Origin of the sequence: Halapricum hydrolyticum (assembly GCF_025517535.1) — an archaeon.
Taxonomy (GTDB): domain Archaea; phylum Halobacteriota; class Halobacteria; order Halobacteriales; family Haloarculaceae; genus Halapricum; species Halapricum hydrolyticum.
Window position 1 is genome coordinate 1 of the sequence record NZ_JAOPKC010000014.1, and the last position, 21,343, is coordinate 21,343.

Below are 21,343 nucleotides of genomic sequence, written 5' to 3' on the forward strand. Positions count from 1 at the left end.
TGTCGAACACGCGCGTGCACGACAGAAAGTCCGTAATCGGCATCATCTGTCCTTGCTACCGCCTACGTCACGCTCCTACTTCAACGTGCAAAGCTGAGTCATGTATTAAAATTCGTGTTTGTAATTCTCACTCGATATTCATCCGCGCCAATCTGGGAGATGATTTTATACGACCGTATTTGCGTGTTGGAATCGCATGTCATCGGAAGCCCAGCAGTCGAGTCAGCCAGCACAGGCCGATTCTGAAACTGTCGTCATCGAGCGGAGCCGGCTCGAGGACCTCCAGGCTTCGACCCAGGAACTCGCCTCTGCAGCCGGGCAGATCGCGGATAGTACCGACGAAATCAACGGCGTCGCCGCCGAGCAGGCCGAGAACATGGCGACGGTTGCCGACGAGGCGTCGAATCTCAGTGCCACGATCGAAGAGATCGCCTCGAGTGCGGATCAAGTCCGTACCGAGAGCCGGAAAGCTCGTGAGCTCTCCGAGGAAAGCCAGCGGGCAGCCAATGACGCCATCGACGCGATGGATGCCGTTGATGAGGCCGCGGGGGAGGTTTCCGAAGACATTTCGACGCTTCGGGACCGTGTCGACGAAATAGACGACATCGTGACCGTGATCCAGGACATCGCGGATCAGACGAACTTGTTGGCACTCAACGCGAATATTGAGGCCGCACGCGCCGAAAACGGCGGCGATGGATTCGCGGTCGTCGCCGATGAGATCAAAGCGCTAGCCGAAGAAACCCAGGACCAGGCTGTCGACATCGAGGAGATGGCCAATCAGATCAAATCGAACACCAGCGAAACAGTCGACAGCATCGACCGCGCGAACGAGCGAATCGACGACGGTCTCGGCAAGGTCAATACTGCTCTCGACAGTCTAAACGAGATCAGTGAAGCCGTTGGAGAAATCAACGACGGGATCGAAGAAGTCGCCGACGCGACCGACGAACAGGCGTCCAGTACCGAAGAGATCGCGGCGATGACCGACGACGCGAACGACCGCGCCCGCATGATGGCCGACGAAATCGACGAACTCGCCGCCGCCAACCAGGAACAGACCGCCAAAGTGACCGAAATCGCCGAACTCGTCGAGACATTCAGCGACGAGTGGGAGACTGAAGTTGCGGCAGGTGACTGACGATGAGTGAGGCCAACAAGACGCAGGTCCTTACGTTCACGCTCGGGGACGAGGATTACTGTGTCCCGATCGACTGCGTGGCGGAAATCGTCGATGGAGAGCAGATCCGATCGCTCCCGGAGACTGCTCCGCACGTCGAAGGGATTACTGACCTCAGGGGAGAAACGACGACGATTATCAACCCTGCAGACCTCCTGAACGTCGATGCCGAGGCACTGCTCACAGACGGCGGCCAGACGCAATCCCGTATTATCGTCCTCGACTCAGAGACACTCGAGACAGAAACGGAAACCGGCTGGCTCGTCTCGGATGTAGACGAAGTGACAGAAGTTTCGGACGAGGTACTGGATGCCGAGAGTGTTGGGGATTCGGACCTACTGCGAGGACTGATCAAAGACGATGACGGCTTCACTCTCTGGCTAGATCCCCACGAGTTCACCGCGTAGGGAGGAAAGTAAACACTATGCCCGAGCAGAAGCGGTCCAGTGACGGGTTGCATTCGGTTCCGGAACTCTCACTGACGACCGTTCTCGAAAGTATCCCGGACGCAGTTATTGTCGTCGACACCACTACGGACGAGATCGTCGCGGTCAACGATACAGCCGGGGATTTGTTCGAATGTCAGCCGGCTACACTCGTCAGTCTCGATCGACGCGTCCTCTACCCCGATGAAGAGCGATCGGCCTACGAAATGGCCTTTAGACGCTCATTGGACAGCGAACAGATCGAACGCCCTCGAGACGAGAGCCCACTCTCCATCGAGACTCGGACAGGCGAACGCGTCCCGGTCGAGGTCACCTTCCGACGCATCCAGCACCAGAACCAGACGTTTGTCCTCGGCGTCTTCCGTGACGTCAGCTCCCGCATCGAGCGCCACCAACAGTTACAGGAGACGATGGCGCGGCTCGAAACCCTACTGGACACCGCCCCGGTGCCGATAACCGTCTTAGACACGGAGGGACACGTCCAGTCGTGGAATCGGGCTGCTGAGGAGACGTTCGGCTACAACTCCGCAGAAGTCGTTGGCGAACCGTATCCACTATTCGCTGACACGTCACACCTCGCCGACCTGCTTGATCGGATTCTCGACGGCGACATTCTGGATGGGTATGAGACCATCCAGCATACGAAAGACGGCTCCAGTCTGCATGTGAAACTATACGCGCGGCCCCTGTGCGACGACAGCGGAATCACGGGGATCGTCAGTGCTGCCGTCGATATCACAGACCGGAAACGGTATCGCCAGGGACTCGAGGTTCTTTACCGTGTCTTTCGGCACGATCTGCGGAACAAGCTGACAGTCATTCAGGGACACGCATCGGCACTCGTGAACGAAGCCGATCTCGAACCAGAAACCAGACGGAAAGCGGCCGAGCAGATCGTGACTGCAACCGACGATCTTGCGGAATTGAGCACCCAAGTCGCTCAGTCACGTCTTCTCAGTGACGAGCCAGCGGTCGAGACCGACCCGCTTGAACTCCGGGCGCTTCGCACCACAGTCGAGTCGCTCCTCGCAGACGCTGCGGATGCGTCGATCAATATGCCGGCGACAAGTGAGACGATCTCGATCCCGAAGCCCGCCCACTCCGCAGTAGAGCAGTTACTCACACACATCACCGCGTACATGGCGCAGCCGGCCATCGACGTAACGCTCCGACTTCGGGCCACGGACCTAGAGCTGACGATCCAGGGTGATACACCGCTGCTCTCGAACAGGCACCGAGAACTGCTCAGCAACGGGACGGAGACGAAGCTGAGCCACGGCCTGGGTCTCGATATTGGGAAGATTTGCCTCACGCTCATTGAGATCGGCGGTGACATCCAGCTGGTGGGTGACCCAACCCCTGAAACGACGCTCCGAGTGACCTTGCCACGTCTGAAGCGGTAGCAGCCGGTCTCCAATGCTATTTCCGGGACTGCCACTGGCGCGATACGCTACCGTACCGTTCCATTGTCCGCTCCCATTCAGTCGAGCAACCGAGTATGACTGTCTGTCTATTGCTGTTTTTCTGCGGGGACGATCTCGTAGCGCCGCTCGGCCATTTCCGATTCCTCGAAGACGAACACCCGCCCGTCGACGGTATCGATGTCGACGTCGATCTCAAAGGCGAACCCATCCCGGGAGACAGTCACACCAGGGAACACGCTCGTCGACTCGCCGTCGGCAAGCAGGACACGACCGACGCCGCTGTCTTCGAGGATCTCGCCGTCGGTCTTGCGATCGTTCAGATAGACGAGTATTCCTTCGGTTCCGTCCTGATCAGTGACGAGAACGTGGACGTCCATCTGTGGCGTCGTGCGGTGGCTCTCGGCCGTCTTCGAGGGTACGCCGTGATAGAACACCTGGCGTCCGTCCAGATATTCGATCCCGATGCCGCCCTCGGTGAGTTCGACCGGGAGCGTCGATGGAGAGACCTCGCTGGCGCGGTTCATACGTCCGGTTCGATTCCGTCGGTCAAAAGGGCCGCGCTCGCGAGTCCGGCGGCGAACCACCACCCATATATCCGGTTCGACCCCACCCACGACCATGCAGGGACAGGCACGGGCACCGGCCGCCGGGACGGTGCTGAACGCGCTCGCCACCGGCAAGGGCTCGGCGTTCGCCATCGACGCCTACACGACCGCGACAGTGGAACTGTTCGAAGACGCCGAGGGGATCACCGGCGAGGTCGCCGAGGACCCCGATGCCGACACGCGATTGATCGAAACCTGCGTCGAGTACGTCCTCGACGCACACGGCGAGCCGGGGGTCTCGGGCGCACACGTCGAGACCGAGAGCGACGTGCCGATGGCCTCCGGGCTGAAATCTTCCTCGGCAGCGGCCAACGCGGCCGTCATGGCCACACTGGACGCGCTCGACGCGACAGGGAAAATGACGCGTGAGGACGCCGCCCGACTGGGCGTGATGGCCGCGCGAGACGTCGGCGTCACCGTCACTGGTGCGTTCGACGACGCGTCGGCGTCGATGCTCGGCGGCGTCACTGTCACCGACAACACGACCGACGAACTGCTCGCTCGCGAGACAGTAGACTGGGACGTGCTCGTCTGGACGCCCGACGAGCGGTCGTTCAGCGCCGACGCGGACGTCGAGCGGTGCAAGCAGATCGCTCCGATGGCCGACCTGGCGTTCGATCTCGCTCGCGAGGGTGCCTACGGCCGGGCGATGACGGTCAACGGGCTCGCCTTCTCCGCGGCGCTGGATTTTTCGGCGGACCCGATGGTCGAGGCCATGCCGCTGGTCGAGGGGGTCTCGTTGTCCGGGACCGGCCCAAGCGTCGTCGCGGTCGGCGACCGGGAGGCATTAGAGGACGTACGAGAGATGTGGGACCAACGGGACGGATCAACATGGCTAACGACGACACAGACAGCAGGGACCCGGACGAGATGAGCCTCGCGGAGTTGCGCGAGGAGATCGAGACGATCGACCGCGAGATCGTCGAGAAGATCGCCCAGCGCACCTACGTCGCGGACACGATCGCACAGGTCAAAGACGAGCAGGGGCTGCCGACGACCGACGAGCAACAGGAGCAGGCGGTGATGGATCGCGCCGGCGAGAACGCCGAACAGTTTGACGTGGACGCGAACCTGGTGAAAGCCGTTTTCCGGCTGCTGATTGAGTTGAACAAGGTCGAGCAGCGTGAAAACAGGTAAACACCTCACGCAGTCATCGCCCTAGTACGTCCGTACTTCGAGGCCGTCGATACGTCCGAAGTGCTTGGTGTTTCTCGTGACAACTGGTTCGTCGTTGAGAAGCGCAGTCGCAGCGATAATACAATCTTCTCGCTCAATCCGTTCGCCGCCATTGATTAGCTTACCGGAGAGTTTTCCGGCTTTTCGCATCACGGTGTGGTCGGCACTCACGACGTGCTTCGTTTCCAGTATCTCAAGAATTCGCTCTCGCTTCGTCTCCGGCGTTTGAGACCGAGCGACGCCCTCGTAGAGTTCCAAAACCGTCACGGAGGACAGTTTCTGTGGTCGCGCTTCTTTTTCGACGATATTGAGAAGTCGTTTTGCGTCTTCGTCGCCCCGAAGTAAGTCGATAATGAACGATGTGTCCTGAATCATTCCGACGTCTCGTCGTCTACGGCTTCGTTTAACGCTGCTGTGAGACGATCACTCCGTTCTCTGGACTTCGTTCGTCCTTCCTCGATAGCGGCCTCGAGGTCTGCCGCCTCGTCCTCGGAAAGAATTCCTGTGACCTCGTTCCACGACCGTTCTCCTGCAAGGCGCTTGACGGTTTCACTGAAGCTTTCTCCCTCCATTTTTCGGGCTTTCAGCCGCTCGTAGGCTTCCTCGTCGAGTGAAATCGTTTTCGTCGCCATCGTAGTACACAGTACTACATGCATACTTAAAAATACTAGTGCGAAGCCTATAGTCGCGTTAAGTTAGAGAATGAGGCGTTCGATCTCTGCGTGTCCATGCTCGATACCGAACGCCTCAGCGATGCTATCACGTGGATAGATATGTCGTTTGTGGAGCGCTGGCGGACTCCCAAGTGGGCGATTCAAGTGGGCATCCGATATCATTTGGCGGGTATGTCATCGCGGGGTGCCAGTCAGTTTCTCGATGAGTTGGGAGTCCAGCGGAGTCACGTGGCGATCCATAAGTGGGTTCACAAGGCCGATCTACAGCCGGTTTCGACAGTCACTGCGGATCAACTTGCGGTTGACGAGAAGATGATCCGCCTGCATGGTCAAGAATACTGGCTGTACGGTGCAGTCGATCCGTACATGAGCGAAATCCTCCACGTCAGTCTGTTTCCGACAGCGACGAAATAGACCTGAACAAGGTCGAACAGCGCGAGAACCGCTGACGGACTCGAGCGCGTCGTTCGGAAGTGGCCCCGGGTCCCTATGCCGCCGAGAGTTATTGTCTTGGGGCACGAAGCCGAAAGAGAGACGGATATGCTCGACCAGTTGCCGGGATTCCGAACGCCTGCCGTGCTCGCCGTCGTCGTGCTCGCAGTATTGCTCACTGGCGGGGCTGTCACGCTGGGAGCGCTCGGTCCCGACGTCGACGACCCTGGACCGTCCGTCGAGTCGGTCTCGGGCAACGGCACTGTCACGGTCACGTACGTCGACGCAACCGGCGCGTCCGACCAGTTCGCCGTGCCCGGCGTCGATCCCGCGCTCTCGAACGCCGGACACGACTGGGCGATCGTCAATCGTTCGTCGCTGCCCTCGGCGTTGCGGGCCGTCGACGGCGAACCGGGCCACGGCGTGGTCGGCTTCGGCGAGTGGGCGCTGGTCGGCGCGGTCGAGACGGCGACAGTCCCGATCGACGGGTCGACGCTGACAGTCGTCGTGCCGGCGGGACGGGACGTCGATCCAGCCCGCAAAGCCGGGTTCGTCGAGGCGTTCGCCGGGCCGTATTCGTTGTCCCCCGAAAGCGACGAGCGCGTCGTTCTCGTGTCCGTTCCCGACGCACTGCCGAACGAGGGTCTCATGTACCACGACGATCGCGGGTACGTCACTATCGAGGCGTTCTGGGACGGCGACGCGCACAGCGTCTGGATTCACGAGTACGTCCACGCCCGCCAGGACTTCCGTACTGCTGATGGTATGGAATGGTTCCGAGAAGCCAGCGCCCGCTATCTGAGCTGTCGGTTCATGTACGAGCAGTACGAGGGTGTGTCGGAGGCAGACCTCCGGGACTCGCTCTCGGCGCGCCCCAAGTATGAGAGCGTCGTCCTCGCGAACCGGACGACCTGGGAAGGGACGGGCGGCAACTATCACGCCGGCGCCCGGCTACTGGCGGCTATCGACGCCGAGCTCCGGGCCGAGACCGGCGGCGAGCACACGCTGGTGGACGTGTTCCGGACGATGAACGCCGGGGACGAGCCCGTGACCGTCGAGCGGTTCGTCGAACTCGTCGAGCGACAGACTGGTAACGACCAGTCGTGGATCGCAGCCGCGATCGAAGGCGATCGAACGGCTCTGGAAAGAAACAAACGGCCTAGCTGAACGATCGCACGGCCCGGAGCGTCCGTGTCGCTCCGGATAGATCTCTGCGCTACTGTCCGACGGTCACGCCGGCAATCGATTCGAGGTACTTGAGGACGGCCGTCATGTCCTCGTCGCCGTGACCCATCGCACTGGCGGCGCTGAACGACTCGCGTGCGGCGGCCGTCTGGGGCAACTGCACGCCGATCTCGTTGCCGACTTCGTTGGCGTACCGGAGATCCTTGAACTGCAGGTCGACCGGGAACCGCGGCTCGAAGTCGCGTTCGGCGATCAGATCGCCCTTGATCTCGAATAGCGGCGAGTCCACCGCGCCGGCCTCGACGACCTGTTGCATGGCGTCGAGATCGAGCCCCTGTGCGGCTCCGAACGTCAGTGCCTCCGCGTACGCGCCCATCATGTCTCCCAGCAGGAGATTGACGAACAGTTTCATGCGAGCGCCGTCGCCGGCGTCGCCACAGCGGACGATCGGCTCGCCCATCGCGGCCAGGATCTCCTCGACGTTGTCGACGACCGCGTCGTCACCGCCAGCGAGGACCGTCAGCGTTCCTTCCTCCGCCGGGCCGACCGTGCCCGAGACCGGCGCGTCGACGAACCGGGCGTTCTGTGCGCGGACGGTCTGTGCCGCCGCTTCGGTGGCTTCGGGCGTGACCGTACTCATCTGGATGACGGTCGTTCCCGAACCGAGACCGGCGAGCAGTCCCGTTTCGCCGTCCATCACGGCCGCCAGTGCCTCGTCGTCGGTGACTATCGTGACCACGACGTCGGACCGCTGCCCGACGTCCCGGGGCGAGTCCGCGACGTCGATGCCGGCCTCGGCGAACGGCTCCGTGGGCCCGTCACTGCGGTTGTAGACGAGCAAGTCGTAGCCGGCCTCGTCAAGGTTCCACGCCATCGGCGCCCCCATCGCGCCCAGTCCGATGAATCCTATCGTTTGCATACGTAGGTACGTTTCATGGCGATTTTGTAAGTCCTTTCCGGATCGGACCACGTGAGATCTTCCGGGTCGGGAAACGTTCATCGGGGCAGGGGACGAACAGTCTATTATGAGCGACAATAGCTGGCGAGATATGCTCGCAGCCGAGCGGATGCGCGTCGACCGACAGTTCGAAGATCGCGTCCAGTCGTCGTCGTTCACGCGCCAGCAGTGGGGGCTGGTGATGACGGCGGTCGAGTTCGACGTCGAAAACCCGGCCGATCCGGATGCGGCACGACTGATCGCGGATACGAGCAAACTATCGAGCGTCATGCCGCAGATCAAGCAGATGGAACAGAGCGGTGGAGCCATGGGCGGGGCCGCCGGTGGCGGGGGCGGTGGCGGCGGGCTGCTGAGCAAACTCGCGAGCGTGCTCCCGGGTGGCGGCGGCTCTGGCGGCGGGAAGCGACAGCGCGAGGCCGAGTCGCTCGCAGAAGAATACGCCGAAAAGCTCCAGGAACGCCTGGAAAAGCGAGATCGCTGGCAGTCGATCCGCGAGCAGGCTGCACAGGAGTCGTAGCGTCACTCCTGGTTGCGGCCGACGACGCCCGCGTCGGTCTCTCCCTGAGCATCGAACGTCGCGACGAACTCGTCAAGCCGGTCGGGATCGTCAGCGCCCGGCAGCCGCCGGTCGGCCGTCTCGGACTCGGCATCGACGCCGAGTCGCTCGCAGACGAGGTCGGCCGTCGATTCGGCCATCTGTCGATAGGTGGTCAGCTTCCCGCCGACGACGCTGACGGCGTTCTCGACGCCGTCGTCGGCATGATCGAGTCGGAAGAAGCCCCGCGAGATACCACGGCCGCCGCGCTCGTCCTCGTCGGGCGCGTACAGGGGTCGCACGCCCCACCACGTGCGAACCGTCGGCGCGTCGGCGACCGGCGGCAACATCGCCGCACACTCCTCGACCGTGCGCTCGATCTCCCAGTCTTCACGCGGGTACTCGTCGGGGTCGTCGACTTCAACGCTGGTCGTCCCCAGGACCACTTCACCCTCGTGTGGGATGATGATGTCACCGTCGTCGGGATCGCGGGCGCGGTTCAACACCGGTCCGAGACCGTCGTATTCGACCGACAGCATCACGCCTCGCGTCGGCTTCATCTTGACGTCGAGATCTGCCATCTCGGCGAGTTGCTCGGCCCAGGCTCCCGTCGCGTTGACGACGTACTCGGCCTCGATTCGCTCGTCGACGCTCCCGCCGACGGTGACGTGCTGGACACGGCCGTCGTCGGCCGCGATCGCCTCCACCGGCGCGTGGGTGTGGATCGTCGCCCCGTGATCGCGGGCGTCGGCCGCGTTCGCGGCGACCAGCCGCGAGGGGTAGATCACGGCGTCGGGCACTTCCATTGCCCGCTCGACGTCCGCCGCGATCTCCGGGACACGGTCGCGGACGGCCTCGTCGTCGAGTGTCTCTGTCGGGATCCCCACGGCCTCGCAGGCGCTGCGCTTCTCCTCGAAGTACTCGGGATCGTCCCCGGTCAGCTGGACGAACAGGCCGCCGGTATCGCGGATGCACTCGCCCGCGATGGTTTTGAGGATCCGACTCTCTTCGATGCACTCTTCGGCTCCGACCCGATCTGACTCCGCGTAGCGTGCGCCGCTGTGTAGTAGCCCGTGCGAGCGTCCCGAGGTACCGCTCCCGAGGCCGCCGCGTTCGACCAGCGTCGCGTCCACGCCCCTGAGCGCGAGGTCACGGGCGATACCAGTGCCGGTCGCACCGCCACCGATCACGAGAACTGTTGTCGTTCGCATACCTTTCATTCGGCTACGGCCACATGTGCTTGCCGCTGACGGGGATATTGGCCGGTGTGCGGCGGGCGATCGTCTGCGCTCAGACGTCACCCCAGCGCATACACAGTTATCAGGCCACGGAACGTATCCGTCACGTATGCCTGAAGAAGTACTGTTCAAGTCCGAAAGCCGACAGAGCAACGAAGAGATCGCGTCGTTTCTGCGCACCGTCGCTGAAAACCTGGAGCAGGGTTCCGATATCACGCTCAAAGCGGGCAGCGAGTCCGTGACGATGAGCCCGCCAGCCCGCCCGACGTTCGAGGTCAAAGCCGAGCGCGAGGGGCCGACAGACGGTCCCAAAGAGCTCAGCATCGAGTTCGAACTGGAATGGCCTGAAGGTGCCGAGGGTGAGGACGGGGGCAGCGGAGAACTGGAAATAGAGTGATTGCGAACGTCCGTCTTCTCGAACCGTCCTACTCGTCGACGATTCCACCGTCGAGGTAGTGCTCGATCCGGTCGTTCGTCGAGGCGGAGACCTTGGTGAACGTGACGACGCGCTCACCGTCGAGACGACGATCCGACTCGACGTCGATCGTCAGCTGAAACTCCCGGAGGTGCTCGAGGAGGGCGTTGACCGTCTCGGGATCGCCCCGGACCGTGTGTCGTTCGCCGACCGTCTCGCCGTCGGCGACAGCTTCGATCGCCCCGGCCATCGGCAAGAGGATCGACTCGCCGAGGTCGTGTGCCCGCTCGCGGCGCCGTTCGGGTGATTCCTCGAATTCGACCGTCTGAAACGCTTCCCGGAGGAGCCGCGAGAACAGGAAGTCCCGGCCGTACTCGAAGGGCAGCGAGAACGCGTACGCCAGTTCCGCGTGATGGGTCGCCTCGGTCGTGTACTTCAACAGCGACTGACCGTCCTCGGATTTCATCACGACGCCTTCCCGGCCCTCGGCGTCCAGGGTTTCGATAGCGTCGCGGACGGCCCCGGCGGCCTCGTCGGTGTCGTGCCAGCCGAAGGTTTGCGGCTGTTCGAACCCGTACTCGGCGCACAGTTTGCGCCGCCGCTCGGGCGCGAGCGGCCGGCCGGTCCTCCGATCGCGGACGTCGAACACCCGGAAGGCGTTGGTCTCGACACCGTCGTAATCGTGTACCGTGTAGGGGTTCTCCGGGCCGACCAGTTCCGCACAGAGCATCTTCTCGGGATGGTCGGCGAAGAACTCGCCCGGATCGAGCAGTTCGCGAGCGCGTTCGGTCGTATACGGGCAGACGTACCCGCTGCGGGTGAACGCCGTCGTGCCGTCGACGTCCGCGATCCTGACGTTGAATCCGTTGAGCTTCTCCTCGATCGTGATGCGGTCGCCCTCGAAGTAGTTCCGGACGCCGGGATCGAGCACGAGCACGCGCGGGACACTCGGGTAGCCCCGGACGACAGCGCCGGTCGTCTCGACGAGGACCGTCCCGCGTTCGAGACCGTGGCGGGCGTCGGGCAGGTAGTAATACTCCAGCCCCTGGTCGGTGCGGGTCTGGAGGTGCTCGAACAGTTCCGACGGGCTGTCGGCGCTCGTCTCGAGTCGCTCGTGCCAGACGTCCCTGTCCATAGCTACCACTACACTTGATTCGGACAAAAGCAACGGGGGTGGTTCTATAGGTTTCGACGTACAATGCCCGGATATGCCCCCGGAACTGCCGCGACAGCAGTTCGTGCTCGACACGTCGCTTTTCATCACCGAAGCGATCCGCGAGCCCGAGGAGTCGCTGGAAGACGCCGTTCTCAGGCTCCTCGATCTCATCGCGACGGCCAGGCTGCAACTCAACATCTCCTGTCACATGCCGCCCTCGATCCACGACGAACTCGTGACGATGCTCCGCGAGCGCGACGTGAGCGAGGAGGTCTTCGAGCGGCTGGAGACCTGGGTCGTCCGGAAAAGCCCCGATCGCTACGGCGTGGACATCCCCGCCGATATCGTCTACCAGTTCGTCGACGAGATGAGCGATCGGGTCGATCGAGGGCTCAGGGTCTCCGAAGAAGCACTTCGGGAAGTCGAGCAACTCGATCCCGACAAGCTGGGTTCGGGCGAGGAGTACATGACCGAGGCCGATCGCGTGCTCTCGAACCTCCGGGACAAGTACCGCCAGGCGCTGCGCCAGGGCGTGCTCGACTCCCGGGAGGACTTCGATCTGCTCGTGCTCGCGAAGGAACTCGACGCCGGCGTCGTCACCGAGGACCGGGGCATCATCGCGTGGGCCGATCGGTTCGGCCTCCGGTACGTCCGGGGCGGGCAGTTCCCGACGCTGCTGGAGGAGTACTTGCGGGCCACGGGCGTCGAGGAGTAACGCGCGGCACATGTGCGACGGTAACAGGGGGCCCTTATAGAGGTATACAGACCCTAGGCTGTCGAAGTCCGTATCAGGGGAGCGTATTTGTATCCCGGCCCGGCAGTCTCACACGATGACCAACAGCGACATCGAGGCCATCGAGTTCGAGCAGACCAACGGGGCGATGGGCGTCTACATCGAGAGCGTCGGCGTCTACGCCGACGGGAGCAGAGAAGTCCTCGACGCCACGACAGTCGGCAGTCCACGGGAGTTCGAACGGATCCGGGCGTTCGAGAACCGCTGCAAGCGCCAGTACGGGAAGTAGGAGCCAGCGAACGGTCGCGGGATCCGCGAGGGGAGGGGGAGTCATCGTGTTTATCAGTCTCGGTCGCCCAGATCAGGCATGGACGTAGTACCGGACACGAGCGTGGTCATCGACGGCCGCGTGTCCGAGCAGATCGCCGACGGCGACCTCGCAGGGGCGACGATTGTCGTCCCCGAGGCGGTCGTCGGCGAACTCGAAGCGCAGGCCAACGACAGCCGCCAGCAGGGCTGGGACGGCCTCGAGGAATTGCAGAAACTCGCCGACCTCCACGACGCGGGCGACATCACTGTCGAGTACGTCGGTCGCCGCCCGGACGCAGTGGAGAAACGCGAGGCCGGCGAAGGAGAGATCGACGCGCTGATCCGCGATATCGCCGCCGAGCGCGACGCGACGCTTCTGACCAGCGACGTCGTCCAGAGCGAGGTCGCACGAGCGAAGGGACTTGCGGTCATGTATCTCGAACCCCACGGTCGGGACGTCCAGCGGCTCACGATCGAGAACTTCTTCGACGAGTCGACGATGTCGGTCCACCTCAAGGTTGGCGTCGCCCCGAAGGCCAAGCGCGGCGATATCGGCGACATGCACTACCAGCGGATCCGCGACGAACCGGCCACCGAATCCGAACTGAAAGAGTACGCTCACGAGATCGAGGAGGGTGCCCGGGCCAGCCCCGACGGGTTCCTCGAACTGGACGAGCCCGGGATGAGCATCGTCCAGTTCCGCGAGTACCGGATCGCCATCGCCCGACCCCCCTTCTCGGACGCCCTGGAGATCACCGCGGTCCGTCCGATCGTCAAGACCGACCTGGACGACTACGAGTACGCCGACGAACTCCGGGATCGCCTCGCCGAGCGGCAGCGTGGCGTCCTCATCTCCGGTTCGCCGGGGGCCGGCAAGTCCACGTTCGCCCAGGCAGTCGCGGAGTTCCTCAACGACAACGACTACGCGGTCAAGACCATGGAAAAACCCCGGGACCTGCAGGTCGGCGCGGACATCACCCAATACACGGCACTGGGCGGGGAGATGGCCAAGACCGCCGACTCGCTTTTGATGGTCCGACCGGACTACACCATCTACGACGAGGTTCGCAAGACCGACGACTTCGAGGTCTTTGCGGACATGCGGCTGGCCGGCGTCGGGATGATCGGCGTCGTCCACGCGACCCGCGCGATCGACGCGCTCCAGCGACTCGTCGGACGGGTCGAACTCGGGATGATCCCCCAGATCGTCGACACGGTCGTCTACATCGAAGCCGGCGAGATCGCGAAGGTCTACGACGTGCAGACGGAGGTCAAAGTGCCGGAGGGGCTGATGGAAGAGGATCTCGCCCGGCCGGTCATCACCATTCAGGACTTCGAGACCGGCCGTCCCGAGTACGAGATCTACACGTTCAACCGCCAGGTCGTGACGGTGCCGCTGAACGAGGGCGAGAGCGACGAAAGCGGCGTCGACCGGCTCGCACGCCAGGAGATTCAGCGCGAGATCCGCTCGGTCGCCGACGGCCACGTCGAGGTCGAACTCCAGGGGTCAAATCGTGCGGTCGTCTGGGTCGAACAGCACGATATCAGCCACGTCATCGGCAAAGGCGGCGGCCGGATCTCCGACATCGAGAACCGACTCGGCATCGACATCGACGTGCGCACCTTCGACGAGCGACCCGGCGGAAAATCCGGATCGAGTGGCGAGAGCGGTGACACCGGATCGGCCGGTCCCGCCGGCGACGTCGTCACCCCGGAGGTCACCTCTCGCCACGTGCTCGTTCCGGCCCACGAGTACACGGGCGACACCGTGGAAGTCCAGGCCGACGGCGAGTACCTCTTCACAGCAACGGTCTCTCGCGGCGGCGAGATCCAGGTGTCTCGCGGGAGCGCGATCGCCGAAGAGCTAGAACAGGCGATCGACCGGGGCAAACGGATCACTGTCGTCCCGTCGTAGGCTGGACGATCGTTCGGGAGCCTCCAGCTATGCCGGACGATCGTTTCGCTCGTCGTCGAGATTCCTATAGTGCCGGGAGACGGCCCCAGCCACCCGATTACCACAATTGAGAACTGCTCCCAAAGGTCTTAACGCCAGTAGACGAGTCTCCCGCGTAATGGGAGTCCAGAGCTGCGATCGAACGACGCGGACGTCCGGGACACACTCCGGACACAGGAGGTGAGTCCAGTGCAGGTGGATGCCGACTCGCTTGAACAGCTCAACCTCAGGACGAGAGACGGCGCAGAGCGAGCGGGCGAGCGGTTTTCGGATGCGATCGGCGTCGAGACGAAGATCGGCGCAACCCGGATCCGGATCACCAGCCAGCAGGATCTGGTCGCGGCGCTTTTGACCGGCGATGAGGAGTGTCTCAAGTTCGAGGTTGCTGGCCCGCTGTCCGGAACGGCGATCTTGACCTTCGACGAGGGGTCACGATCGCTGATGCGAGACAGTAGCGGCGGGGGTGTCGACGACCTAGCGGGCGAGCTGTTCGACGCGTTCGTTCGAGAGTGGGAATCGTACGTCAGTGGCGATCTGGCGGTCGAGACAGTGACGTACGTGCCCGACCCGGCCGCACACGACTTCGGCTTCGAGTCGGTCAGCGACGACGCCGAAAGCACGCCGCTGTTCCAGGGCAGTATCGACGCCGTCGATCTTCCCGGGCGGATCAAGCTGTATCTCGTGCCCGACGCGCAGTCCCTGGAGACGCTGCTCTCGAACGGCTCGATCACGGACGAGGAGAGCACCGAGCGAGACGACGCGTCAGAGACAGACGACGGATCTGCGTTCGACGATGCGACGTTCGACACAGACACGGCGGACGACAGCAATCTCTTCGAAGATGCCGATAGCGACCTTTTCGAGGACGGTGACGACGCGTCGGCGCCGCTCCCGCTGGACAAACTATCGGTCTTCAGTGACCTGACGAGGGGTGGAACCAGGGCCGCCGCCGAGCGCGTGACGGGGTTTACCGGGATCGAGACCGATACCGAGATCTCGGGGATCAACTTCACGCCGATCGACGACATCTCGACGAGTCTGGACGACGACTCCTACGTCGGGACGATCCTGGAGTTCGAGGGCAAACCCAGCGGTCACCTGGCGATTATGTTTTCCGAGGAGTCGGCCTATCGTGTCGCCGACGAAATGCTGCCGACCGACCCCGACGGCGACGGGCTCACACAGATGCACAGGAGCGCGCTCGAAGAGCTGGGCAACAACATGGCCTCGGGATTCATCGACGGCTGGGCCAACGTCCTGCAGACCTCGGTCGATCACACACCGCCGGAGTTCAGCGACGACATGGAGATGACGCTGCTCGAGTTGGTCACCGAGCAGCTCGGCCCGTTCCAGACCCACGCGTACACGATCGAGTCGCGGATCACCACTGAATCGGTCGAATTCGACTGCGAGATCCACGCACTCCCCAACGAGACGCAATTGAGCGAAGCGCTCGAAGACCTGCTGGTCACCCGGCGTGACCGCACCGAAGCCGATCCCGACGAGATTTTCCAGTAGAATAGTGGCCGTAAATTGAATTTTTCTGGCTGCCAGGGATAGAGACAGTGTCGACTGCAACCCGCTGACATATCTTCCTCGAGTTCGAAAGGGCTGGTATGGCAACGTACAAGCGGTCGGTTCGCGTCGAGGCCCCGTTCGAGGACGTCTGGGAGTTCCACTCGACCGGCGACGGGCTGGTCGCGCTCACTCCGGGGTGGATGCACTTGCGGGTCGAATCCGAACGCGGTCCCGACGGTGAACCCGATCCGGACGTCCTCGAAACGGGTTCGACGATCGTCTCGACGGTCCAGCCGTTCGGCGTGGGGCCGCGCCAGCGGTGGGTCTCGGAGATCGTCGCCCGCGAACAAACGGACGACCACGCCATGTTCCGCGACGAAATGGCCGAGGGACCGTTCCCGCGCTGGGTCCACACACACTCGTTTTACCGCGACGACGGGGCGACGGTCGTCCGGGACTTCGTCGAGTACGACCTGCCCGGGGGACCGGTCGGTCGCGTCGCGAATCCGCTCGCGTGGATCGGCTTCGAACCGATGTTTCGGTACCGTCATCGGAAGACGAAGGAACTGCTCGAAAGGCCGTAACGAAAGCATAAATCACCCGGCGGCCGAGATCCGGTCGTGGACAGTGACACGCCTGCAGTACCGCCGCTGGCTGCGCTCGCGATCGCCGTCGTCGCGGTCAGCACCAGCGCGATCCTGATCCGCTGGAGTCGCGCCCCCTCCTCGGTCGCGGCCTTCTATCGCGTGCTGTTCACGACGCTGCTGCTCGCACCCGTCGCGGTCGTCCGCTATCGCGAGCAGTTCGCCCGTCTGTCGACGCGTGACTGGCTGGTCGCCGTCTCGTCCGGACTGGCGCTTGCCGCACACTTCGCCGCCTGGTTCGAGAGCCTCGACTGGACCACCGTTGCCGCCTCTGTCACGCTCGTCCAGACCCAGCCGGTGTTCGTCGCGGTCGGCGCCGTCTGGCTGCTTGAGGAACGTCTGAACCGGACGATGGCCCTCGGTATCGGCGTCGCGCTGCTCGGAAGCGTACTCCTGTCGATCGGTGATCTGCTCTCCGGCGGCGCGTTCGCGGGTGCGAATCCTCTCCACGGGGACGCGCTCGCACTGCTTGGGGCGGTCGCCGCTGCGGGGTACGTGCTCGCCGGGCGGTCGCTTCGCCAGCGATTGCCGCTGGTCCCGTACGTGATCGTCGTCTACACTGTCAGTGCCGCAGGACTGCTCGTCTGGACTGTCGGGCAGGGCGCGTCGCTGGGCCCGTATCCGCCCCGGGAGTGGGCACTCTTTCTCGGGATGGCAGTCGGCCCGGGGATCTTCGGACACACCGTCGTCAACTGGGCGCTCGCGCACGTCGAGTCGAGCGTCGTCAGCGTGACGCTGGTTGGCGAACCCGTCGGAAGTACGCTGCTCGCGCTGGTGTTGCTCGGTGAGGTGCCGCCCGCGATGACAGTCGTCGGCGGGGCCGTCGTCCTCGGTGGGATCGTCCTGACAGCGCGGTCACGACCGAGTCCGGGTTAGTTCTGGTCGCCGGACGGAACCGCAAATCATCTACGGCCGCAACACGGAGACGCGAACATGACGGCGTACGACGCGGTCCTGCTGGACTTGGACGGGACGCTCTGTGAGTACGTTCGCGGGACCGAACAACTCCTGCCGGCCGCGTTCGAGACGGTCGGCGTCGAGCCGGTGTTCTCACCCGAGGCGTACGTCGAGCGCGTCGACAGTTACGCCGACCGCGCCGACTCGATGCTCGAACGCCGACGGCTGTGTTTCGCCGATCTGGCCGAGGAAAACGGCTACGATCGCGGGCTCGGTCGCGAGGTGGCCGACGCGTACGCGGCCGAGCGCGACCACAGCAACGTCCGGTTTCTGGACGGTGCGGCCGAAGCCGTCGAAAGACTCGCCGAGCGCTATCCGCTCGCGATGGTGACCAATGGCGGTCCGGATATGCAGGACCCAAAACTCGAAACGCTCGGTCTCGAACGGTATCTCAATTCCCTCGTCTACGCCGGCTACGAGGTCCCCGCCAAGCCCGATCCGGAGCCGTTCGAGCGCGCGCTCGACGCACTCGACGCGGCGACCGATCGCGCAGTGTACGTCGGTAACAACTACGAGACGGACGTGGTCGGGGCGGCGTCGGCGGGGCTGTCGTCGATACTCGTCGGAGAGCCGCCCGCCGACGGACCGGTCGAACCGATGTCGACCGTCTCGACGCCCGGGGAGATACCGCGGGTGCTCGAAGGGCCGTCGTCGGACCGACGATAGCGCCGTCGTCGCTGTTATACGCTGAACAGGCGCAATACCACGGCCTTCAGGCCGTGGATACGTGCCGTCACTCAGTGACTCATTCCACCGACTCCAACGGGGCTGGATATTCTACCGTTCTCAAACCCAACCTTTACAAGTGAAACGAATATAAGCGATTATACAGGCGTTTCACGATGCTAGACGTCCACCGCACCCATCGAGCGAAAATCCGCAACCATAGTCAGGTAGAGGATTCGCTTGACCGCCACGGGTGGAGTGCCAGCAAGCTCTGGAACGTCGCTAACTACCACACCCGCCAAGTCTGGGAGGAGACGGACGAGATCCCCGACCACGAGGAGTTGAAAGACGAGTTGAAGACCCATCCAACGTACAAAGGGCTGCATAGTCAGTCCAGTCAGCGGGTTCTGGAGGAACTCGCTGAAGCCTTCAACTCGTGGTACTCCAGCGACGATGACAGGGATAATCCGCCCGGCTACCGCAAAGAGAACTACTACGACCAACAGGGCCGTCGCGTTCACGAAGAACACCCGCGTTCCACCGTGACGTGGAAGCAGAACGGTATCCGCCACGACACCAAAAACAATCGCGTCCGCCTGTCAAAGGGCGCGAATCACAAGGAACACCCGAAAGCGTGGGAATACATCCTTGTCGAGTACGAGACGCGCCCCGGTGTCGAAGTTGATAACCTGCAACAGGTTCGCGCTGTCTACGACAAGCAGAACGAGCGATGGGAGTTGCACCTCGTCTGCAAAGACGAAATCGAGACACCCGACGCTCCCGGAGAGGCGACGGCAGGTATCGACCTCGGCATCAGCAACTTCGCCGCCGTCGCCTACAGCACTGAAGACGCTGATCTCTACCCCGGCAACCGCCTGAAACAGGACGGCTATTACTTCCCGAAAGAAATCGCCAAATGCAACGATAGTGGGGGTGAACGGGCCAGACGACTCCACCACAAGTGGTCGGAACGCCGTACCCACTTCTTCCACTCCTTAGCGAAACACATCGTTGAAAGGTGTGTCGAGAAAGGAGTTGGCCGCATCAACGTCGGGGACTTAGAGGGCGTCCGCGAGGACGAGAACGGCGAGGCGAAAAACTGGGGCAAACATGGCAACCTCGACTTGCACGGGTGGGCGTTCGACCGCCTCACGGATATCCTCGAATACAAGGCAAAGGTCGAGGGTATCGAGGTCATGGAAGTGTCCGAGCAAGACACGAGTAAAACGTGTTGTGTGTGCGGGAAAGAAGACGACAGTCAGCGTGTTGAACGCGGGTTGTACGTCTGCGAGTCGTGTGATGCAGCGTTCAACGCCGACGTGAACGGGGCGGAGAACATCCGTCTCAACAGCAACGAAAGTAACTCCGAGTCTGCGTCCAGTTTGGACGGAGATAGGAGTACCGGCTGGTTGGCACAGCCCGGAGTCTACCTGTATGACCTCTCCTGCGGATTCCAACCGCAGGCCGAGGTGGTGGACTGCAAACCGTAATATCCCAACCTCGGGATTCCTCCGTCTTCAGGCGGAGGTGGATGTCAATTGACTGCGCTGATCGCACACCGGAAGACTCGCGAGGACACCGGACGATTCCCGGGGCTCAACTTCCGAGCCCTCGCTCGTTCCACTCGCGAGGACGCCGCCGTGCAATCGATGTGGAATAGTCTGTATCAGTAGAGGTATCACCTATTTTCGATCTCCAACAACCGTTCTTCGAGGTCTGACATGGCTCTCTCGGGGGACTTCTCGTTGCGATAGGCGGCGTGGACCTCCTCGGCGACGACCGGCGACTGGTCGGACCAGACGGCCGTCACCGGGCGCGCGACCGTGTTCTCGGCTGCGACGGCCAGCGTGTCGCGGTGGTTCCCGATCGCGCCGACATTATCCGGGTTCGCCTGCTCCGTGACAGCCGGGTCCGGCGGCAGGTTGCCGACGTTCTCAAGAATGGTGAGCATCACGTCCTCGCTGGCGAACGCCTCCAGTACCTGAATGGCGTCGTCCTTCCGAACGCTGTGAGGGTTGACGGAGAGGTGCCAGCCGTCGAACGCGTGACTCGACCCGCCGGTGCCCTCGTAGTTGCCCTCGCCCTTTTCAACGGCGTAGGGCAGCGGCATCGTCCCGTACGTGTCAGCGGTGATCGGAGAGTCGTCGGCGCTGAGCGTCGCCGCGATCGCGTACGGCCAGTTGCGCATGAAGACCGCGTTTCCGTCTGTGAACGGCCCACGCGCGTCTTCTTCGTCGAACTCGAAGACATCCGTGTTCGTGACCTGCTGGTACCCGTCAAGTGCGTTCTCGGCGTCGGGCCCCTCGGCGAATGACCGCATCATTTTGATCGTGTCGTGGACCGGTTCTTCGTTGACGGTGACCGGGCGGTTGCCGACCGGCCCGAAGAGGTTGCTGTGATCGCCGAAGTACGCGCCGCCCCACGATGTCATCGTCTCGCTGAACGTACAGCAGGACAGCCCGATGTATTCGTCCGCCTGGGTCGTGAACCCGTAATCGACGCTGCTCTGCTCCCAGACGTCGGCGGCGATCTCTGAGAAGCGCTGCCAGGTCATCGGCTCGGTCGCCCAGTTCTCGCCCTCGGGATCGTAGCCCGCCTCCTCGACGAGGTCCTTCCGGTAGTGCATCACCGGGTAGTCCAGGAACAGCGGAAGGCCGTAGAGGTCTCCCGTTTCGGGATCGCTCGCCGTCTGGACCGCCGAGCCCAGGTAGTCGTTCTGGACGTAATCAAGCGTGTCCTGAGACAGCTCCTCGCTCAGGTTGACGAGCTGGTCGCGGACGATGAACGGGATCGTCCACCCCGAGTCCATCATGAAGATGTCCGGACCGCTCCGACCGGCGCCCAGCGCCGATATATAAGTACTCTCTCTTTCGCCGTAGGAACCCATAGTCTCGAACTCGATGTCGATGTCCTCGCTGAGACCGGCGTCGTATAGCGCGTTGGCGATTGCTTCTTCAGCGTCCTTGTATGCTTGATCGGCTATGATCCGCACGGCCGCACTTTCCGGGGTCCTGGTCCTGCCGTCGAGCAGAGTCGACGAACACCCGGCCACGAGTGAAGCTGACCCGACTCCGAGCAGGAAACGGCGTCGCTCCATACACCGATCTGCTCAGCTATCAAACAAGTCTCTTGCGCTCA

Annotated in this window: 23 protein-coding genes and 1 pseudogene; 17 read left to right on the forward strand and 7 right to left on the reverse strand. The window is 62.9% G+C overall.

Features of this window, described 5'->3' with window-relative positions:
* Positions 1-196 precede the first annotated feature (196 nt).
* Genes OB916_RS11570 through OB916_RS11580 form a run of 3 tightly spaced genes read left to right on the forward strand, consistent with a single transcriptional unit; the run spans position 197 to position 3,029 of the window.
* Positions 197-1,141 (forward strand): methyl-accepting chemotaxis protein, encoded by a 945-nt coding sequence (locus OB916_RS11570; protein WP_315909457.1) that lies wholly within the window; start codon positions 197-199, stop codon positions 1,139-1,141.
* Positions 1,142-1,143: 2 nt separating this feature from the next.
* On the forward strand, positions 1,144-1,587 hold the full coding sequence (locus OB916_RS11575; RefSeq protein WP_315909458.1) for a chemotaxis protein CheW: 444 nt from the start codon (positions 1,144-1,146) through the stop codon (positions 1,585-1,587).
* A 17-nt stretch (positions 1,588-1,604) separates the two neighbouring features.
* On the forward strand, positions 1,605-3,029 hold the full coding sequence (locus tag OB916_RS11580) for a PAS domain S-box protein (RefSeq protein WP_315909459.1): 1,425 nt from the start codon (positions 1,605-1,607) through the stop codon (positions 3,027-3,029).
* Between the two features lie 107 nt (positions 3,030-3,136).
* Here OB916_RS11580 and OB916_RS11585 read toward each other — a convergent pair whose 3' ends face one another.
* Complete coding sequence (locus OB916_RS11585; RefSeq protein ID WP_315909460.1) at positions 3,137-3,574, reverse strand: DUF5796 family protein; 438 nt, start codon at positions 3,572-3,574, stop codon at positions 3,137-3,139.
* 94 nt (positions 3,575-3,668) lie between these two features.
* Between OB916_RS11585 and OB916_RS11590 the strand changes: the two genes are divergently transcribed.
* Both OB916_RS11590 and OB916_RS11595 read left to right on the forward strand, forming a co-directional pair.
* On the forward strand, positions 3,669-4,529 hold the full coding sequence (locus OB916_RS11590) for a shikimate kinase (RefSeq protein WP_315909461.1): 861 nt from the start codon (positions 3,669-3,671) through the stop codon (positions 4,527-4,529).
* The gene (locus OB916_RS11595) at positions 4,487-4,792 is read left to right on the forward strand and encodes a chorismate mutase (protein WP_315909462.1); all 306 of its coding nucleotides are present in this window, start codon (positions 4,487-4,489) and stop codon (positions 4,790-4,792) included. The genes OB916_RS11590 and OB916_RS11595 overlap by 43 nt, the downstream gene beginning before the upstream one ends.
* A 21-nt stretch (positions 4,793-4,813) precedes the next feature.
* Here the strand turns inward: OB916_RS11595 and OB916_RS11600 are convergent, their stop codons facing one another.
* Both OB916_RS11600 and OB916_RS11605 read right to left on the reverse strand, forming a co-directional pair.
* Positions 4,814-5,206 carry a type II toxin-antitoxin system VapC family toxin gene (locus OB916_RS11600; RefSeq protein WP_315909463.1) on the reverse strand — a complete coding sequence of 131 codons (393 nt, stop codon included), beginning with the start codon at positions 5,204-5,206 and terminating at the stop codon, positions 4,814-4,816.
* Entirely contained in the window at positions 5,203-5,463 is a 261-nt protein-coding gene (locus tag OB916_RS11605) for an antitoxin VapB family protein (protein ID WP_315909464.1), read from the reverse strand. The genes OB916_RS11600 and OB916_RS11605 overlap by 4 nt, the downstream gene beginning before the upstream one ends.
* Before the next feature lie 96 nt (positions 5,464-5,559).
* Between OB916_RS11605 and OB916_RS11610 the strand changes: the two are divergent.
* Positions 5,560-5,916 (forward strand): annotated as a pseudogene (locus tag OB916_RS11610) (IS6 family transposase); the annotation flags it as partial.
* 129 nt (positions 5,917-6,045) lie between these two features.
* On the forward strand, positions 6,046-7,104 hold the full coding sequence (locus OB916_RS11615; protein WP_315909466.1) for a hypothetical protein: 1,059 nt from the start codon (positions 6,046-6,048) through the stop codon (positions 7,102-7,104).
* Positions 7,105-7,153: 49 nt separating this feature from the next.
* Here OB916_RS11615 and OB916_RS11620 read toward each other — a convergent pair whose 3' ends face one another.
* Positions 7,154-8,122, reverse strand: a complete 969-nt coding sequence (locus tag OB916_RS11620) for an NAD(P)-dependent oxidoreductase (RefSeq protein WP_315909467.1) — start codon at positions 8,120-8,122, stop codon at positions 7,154-7,156.
* Between the two features lie 25 nt (positions 8,123-8,147).
* Between OB916_RS11620 and OB916_RS11625 the strand changes: the two genes are divergently transcribed.
* Positions 8,148-8,597, forward strand: coding sequence for a DUF5799 family protein (locus tag OB916_RS11625; protein WP_315909468.1), 450 nt, complete (start codon positions 8,148-8,150; stop codon positions 8,595-8,597).
* A gap of 2 nt (positions 8,598-8,599) precedes the next feature.
* On the opposite strand, the gene OB916_RS11630 is transcribed toward OB916_RS11625, so the two are convergent.
* Positions 8,600-9,826, reverse strand: a complete 1,227-nt coding sequence (locus OB916_RS11630; protein ID WP_315909469.1) for an FAD-dependent oxidoreductase — start codon at positions 9,824-9,826, stop codon at positions 8,600-8,602.
* Positions 9,827-9,962: 136 nt separating this feature from the next.
* Between OB916_RS11630 and OB916_RS11635 the strand changes: the two genes are divergently transcribed.
* A complete protein-coding gene (locus tag OB916_RS11635; RefSeq protein WP_315909470.1) occupies positions 9,963-10,250 on the forward strand; it encodes an amphi-Trp domain-containing protein in 288 nt (95 codons plus the stop codon).
* A gap of 28 nt (positions 10,251-10,278) precedes the next feature.
* On the opposite strand, the gene OB916_RS11640 is transcribed toward OB916_RS11635, so the two are convergent.
* Positions 10,279-11,403 carry an RNA ligase gene (locus tag OB916_RS11640; protein ID WP_315909471.1) on the reverse strand — a complete coding sequence of 375 codons (1,125 nt, stop codon included), beginning with the start codon at positions 11,401-11,403 and terminating at the stop codon, positions 10,279-10,281.
* Between the two features lie 73 nt (positions 11,404-11,476).
* On the opposite strand from OB916_RS11640, the gene OB916_RS11645 reads away from it, so the two are divergent.
* The 8 genes from OB916_RS11645 to OB916_RS11680 all read left to right on the forward strand — a co-directional run bounded on the left by OB916_RS11645 (position 11,477) and on the right by OB916_RS11680 (position 19,695).
* Positions 11,477-12,139 carry an RNA ligase partner protein gene (locus OB916_RS11645; protein ID WP_315909472.1) on the forward strand — a complete coding sequence of 221 codons (663 nt, stop codon included), beginning with the start codon at positions 11,477-11,479 and terminating at the stop codon, positions 12,137-12,139.
* A gap of 115 nt (positions 12,140-12,254) precedes the next feature.
* Positions 12,255-12,446: a hypothetical protein gene (locus tag OB916_RS11650; RefSeq protein WP_315909473.1), complete on the forward strand. Its 192-nt coding sequence runs from the start codon at positions 12,255-12,257 to the stop codon at positions 12,444-12,446.
* Between the two features lie 78 nt (positions 12,447-12,524).
* Positions 12,525-14,381, forward strand: coding sequence for a PINc/VapC family ATPase (locus tag OB916_RS11655; protein WP_315909474.1), 1,857 nt, complete (start codon positions 12,525-12,527; stop codon positions 14,379-14,381).
* Between the two features lie 228 nt (positions 14,382-14,609).
* A complete protein-coding gene (locus OB916_RS11660; protein ID WP_315909475.1) occupies positions 14,610-15,938 on the forward strand; it encodes a chemotaxis protein CheC in 1,329 nt (442 codons plus the stop codon).
* Between the two features lie 98 nt (positions 15,939-16,036).
* The gene (locus OB916_RS11665) at positions 16,037-16,522 is read left to right on the forward strand and encodes an SRPBCC family protein (RefSeq protein ID WP_315909476.1); all 486 of its coding nucleotides are present in this window, start codon (positions 16,037-16,039) and stop codon (positions 16,520-16,522) included.
* A gap of 36 nt (positions 16,523-16,558) precedes the next feature.
* Positions 16,559-17,458 carry a DMT family transporter gene (locus OB916_RS11670; RefSeq protein WP_315909477.1) on the forward strand — a complete coding sequence of 300 codons (900 nt, stop codon included), beginning with the start codon at positions 16,559-16,561 and terminating at the stop codon, positions 17,456-17,458.
* 57 nt (positions 17,459-17,515) lie between these two features.
* Complete coding sequence (locus OB916_RS11675) at positions 17,516-18,205, forward strand: HAD family hydrolase (RefSeq protein WP_315909478.1); 690 nt, start codon at positions 17,516-17,518, stop codon at positions 18,203-18,205.
* A gap of 176 nt (positions 18,206-18,381) precedes the next feature.
* Positions 18,382-19,695 (forward strand): RNA-guided endonuclease InsQ/TnpB family protein, encoded by a 1,314-nt coding sequence (locus OB916_RS11680; RefSeq protein WP_315909479.1) that lies wholly within the window; start codon positions 18,382-18,384, stop codon positions 19,693-19,695.
* Between the two features lie 188 nt (positions 19,696-19,883).
* Here the strand turns inward: OB916_RS11680 and OB916_RS11685 are convergent, their stop codons facing one another.
* Positions 19,884-21,197, reverse strand: a complete 1,314-nt coding sequence (locus tag OB916_RS11685; RefSeq protein WP_315909480.1) for an extracellular solute-binding protein — start codon at positions 21,195-21,197, stop codon at positions 19,884-19,886.
* Positions 21,198-21,343 lie beyond the last annotated feature (146 nt).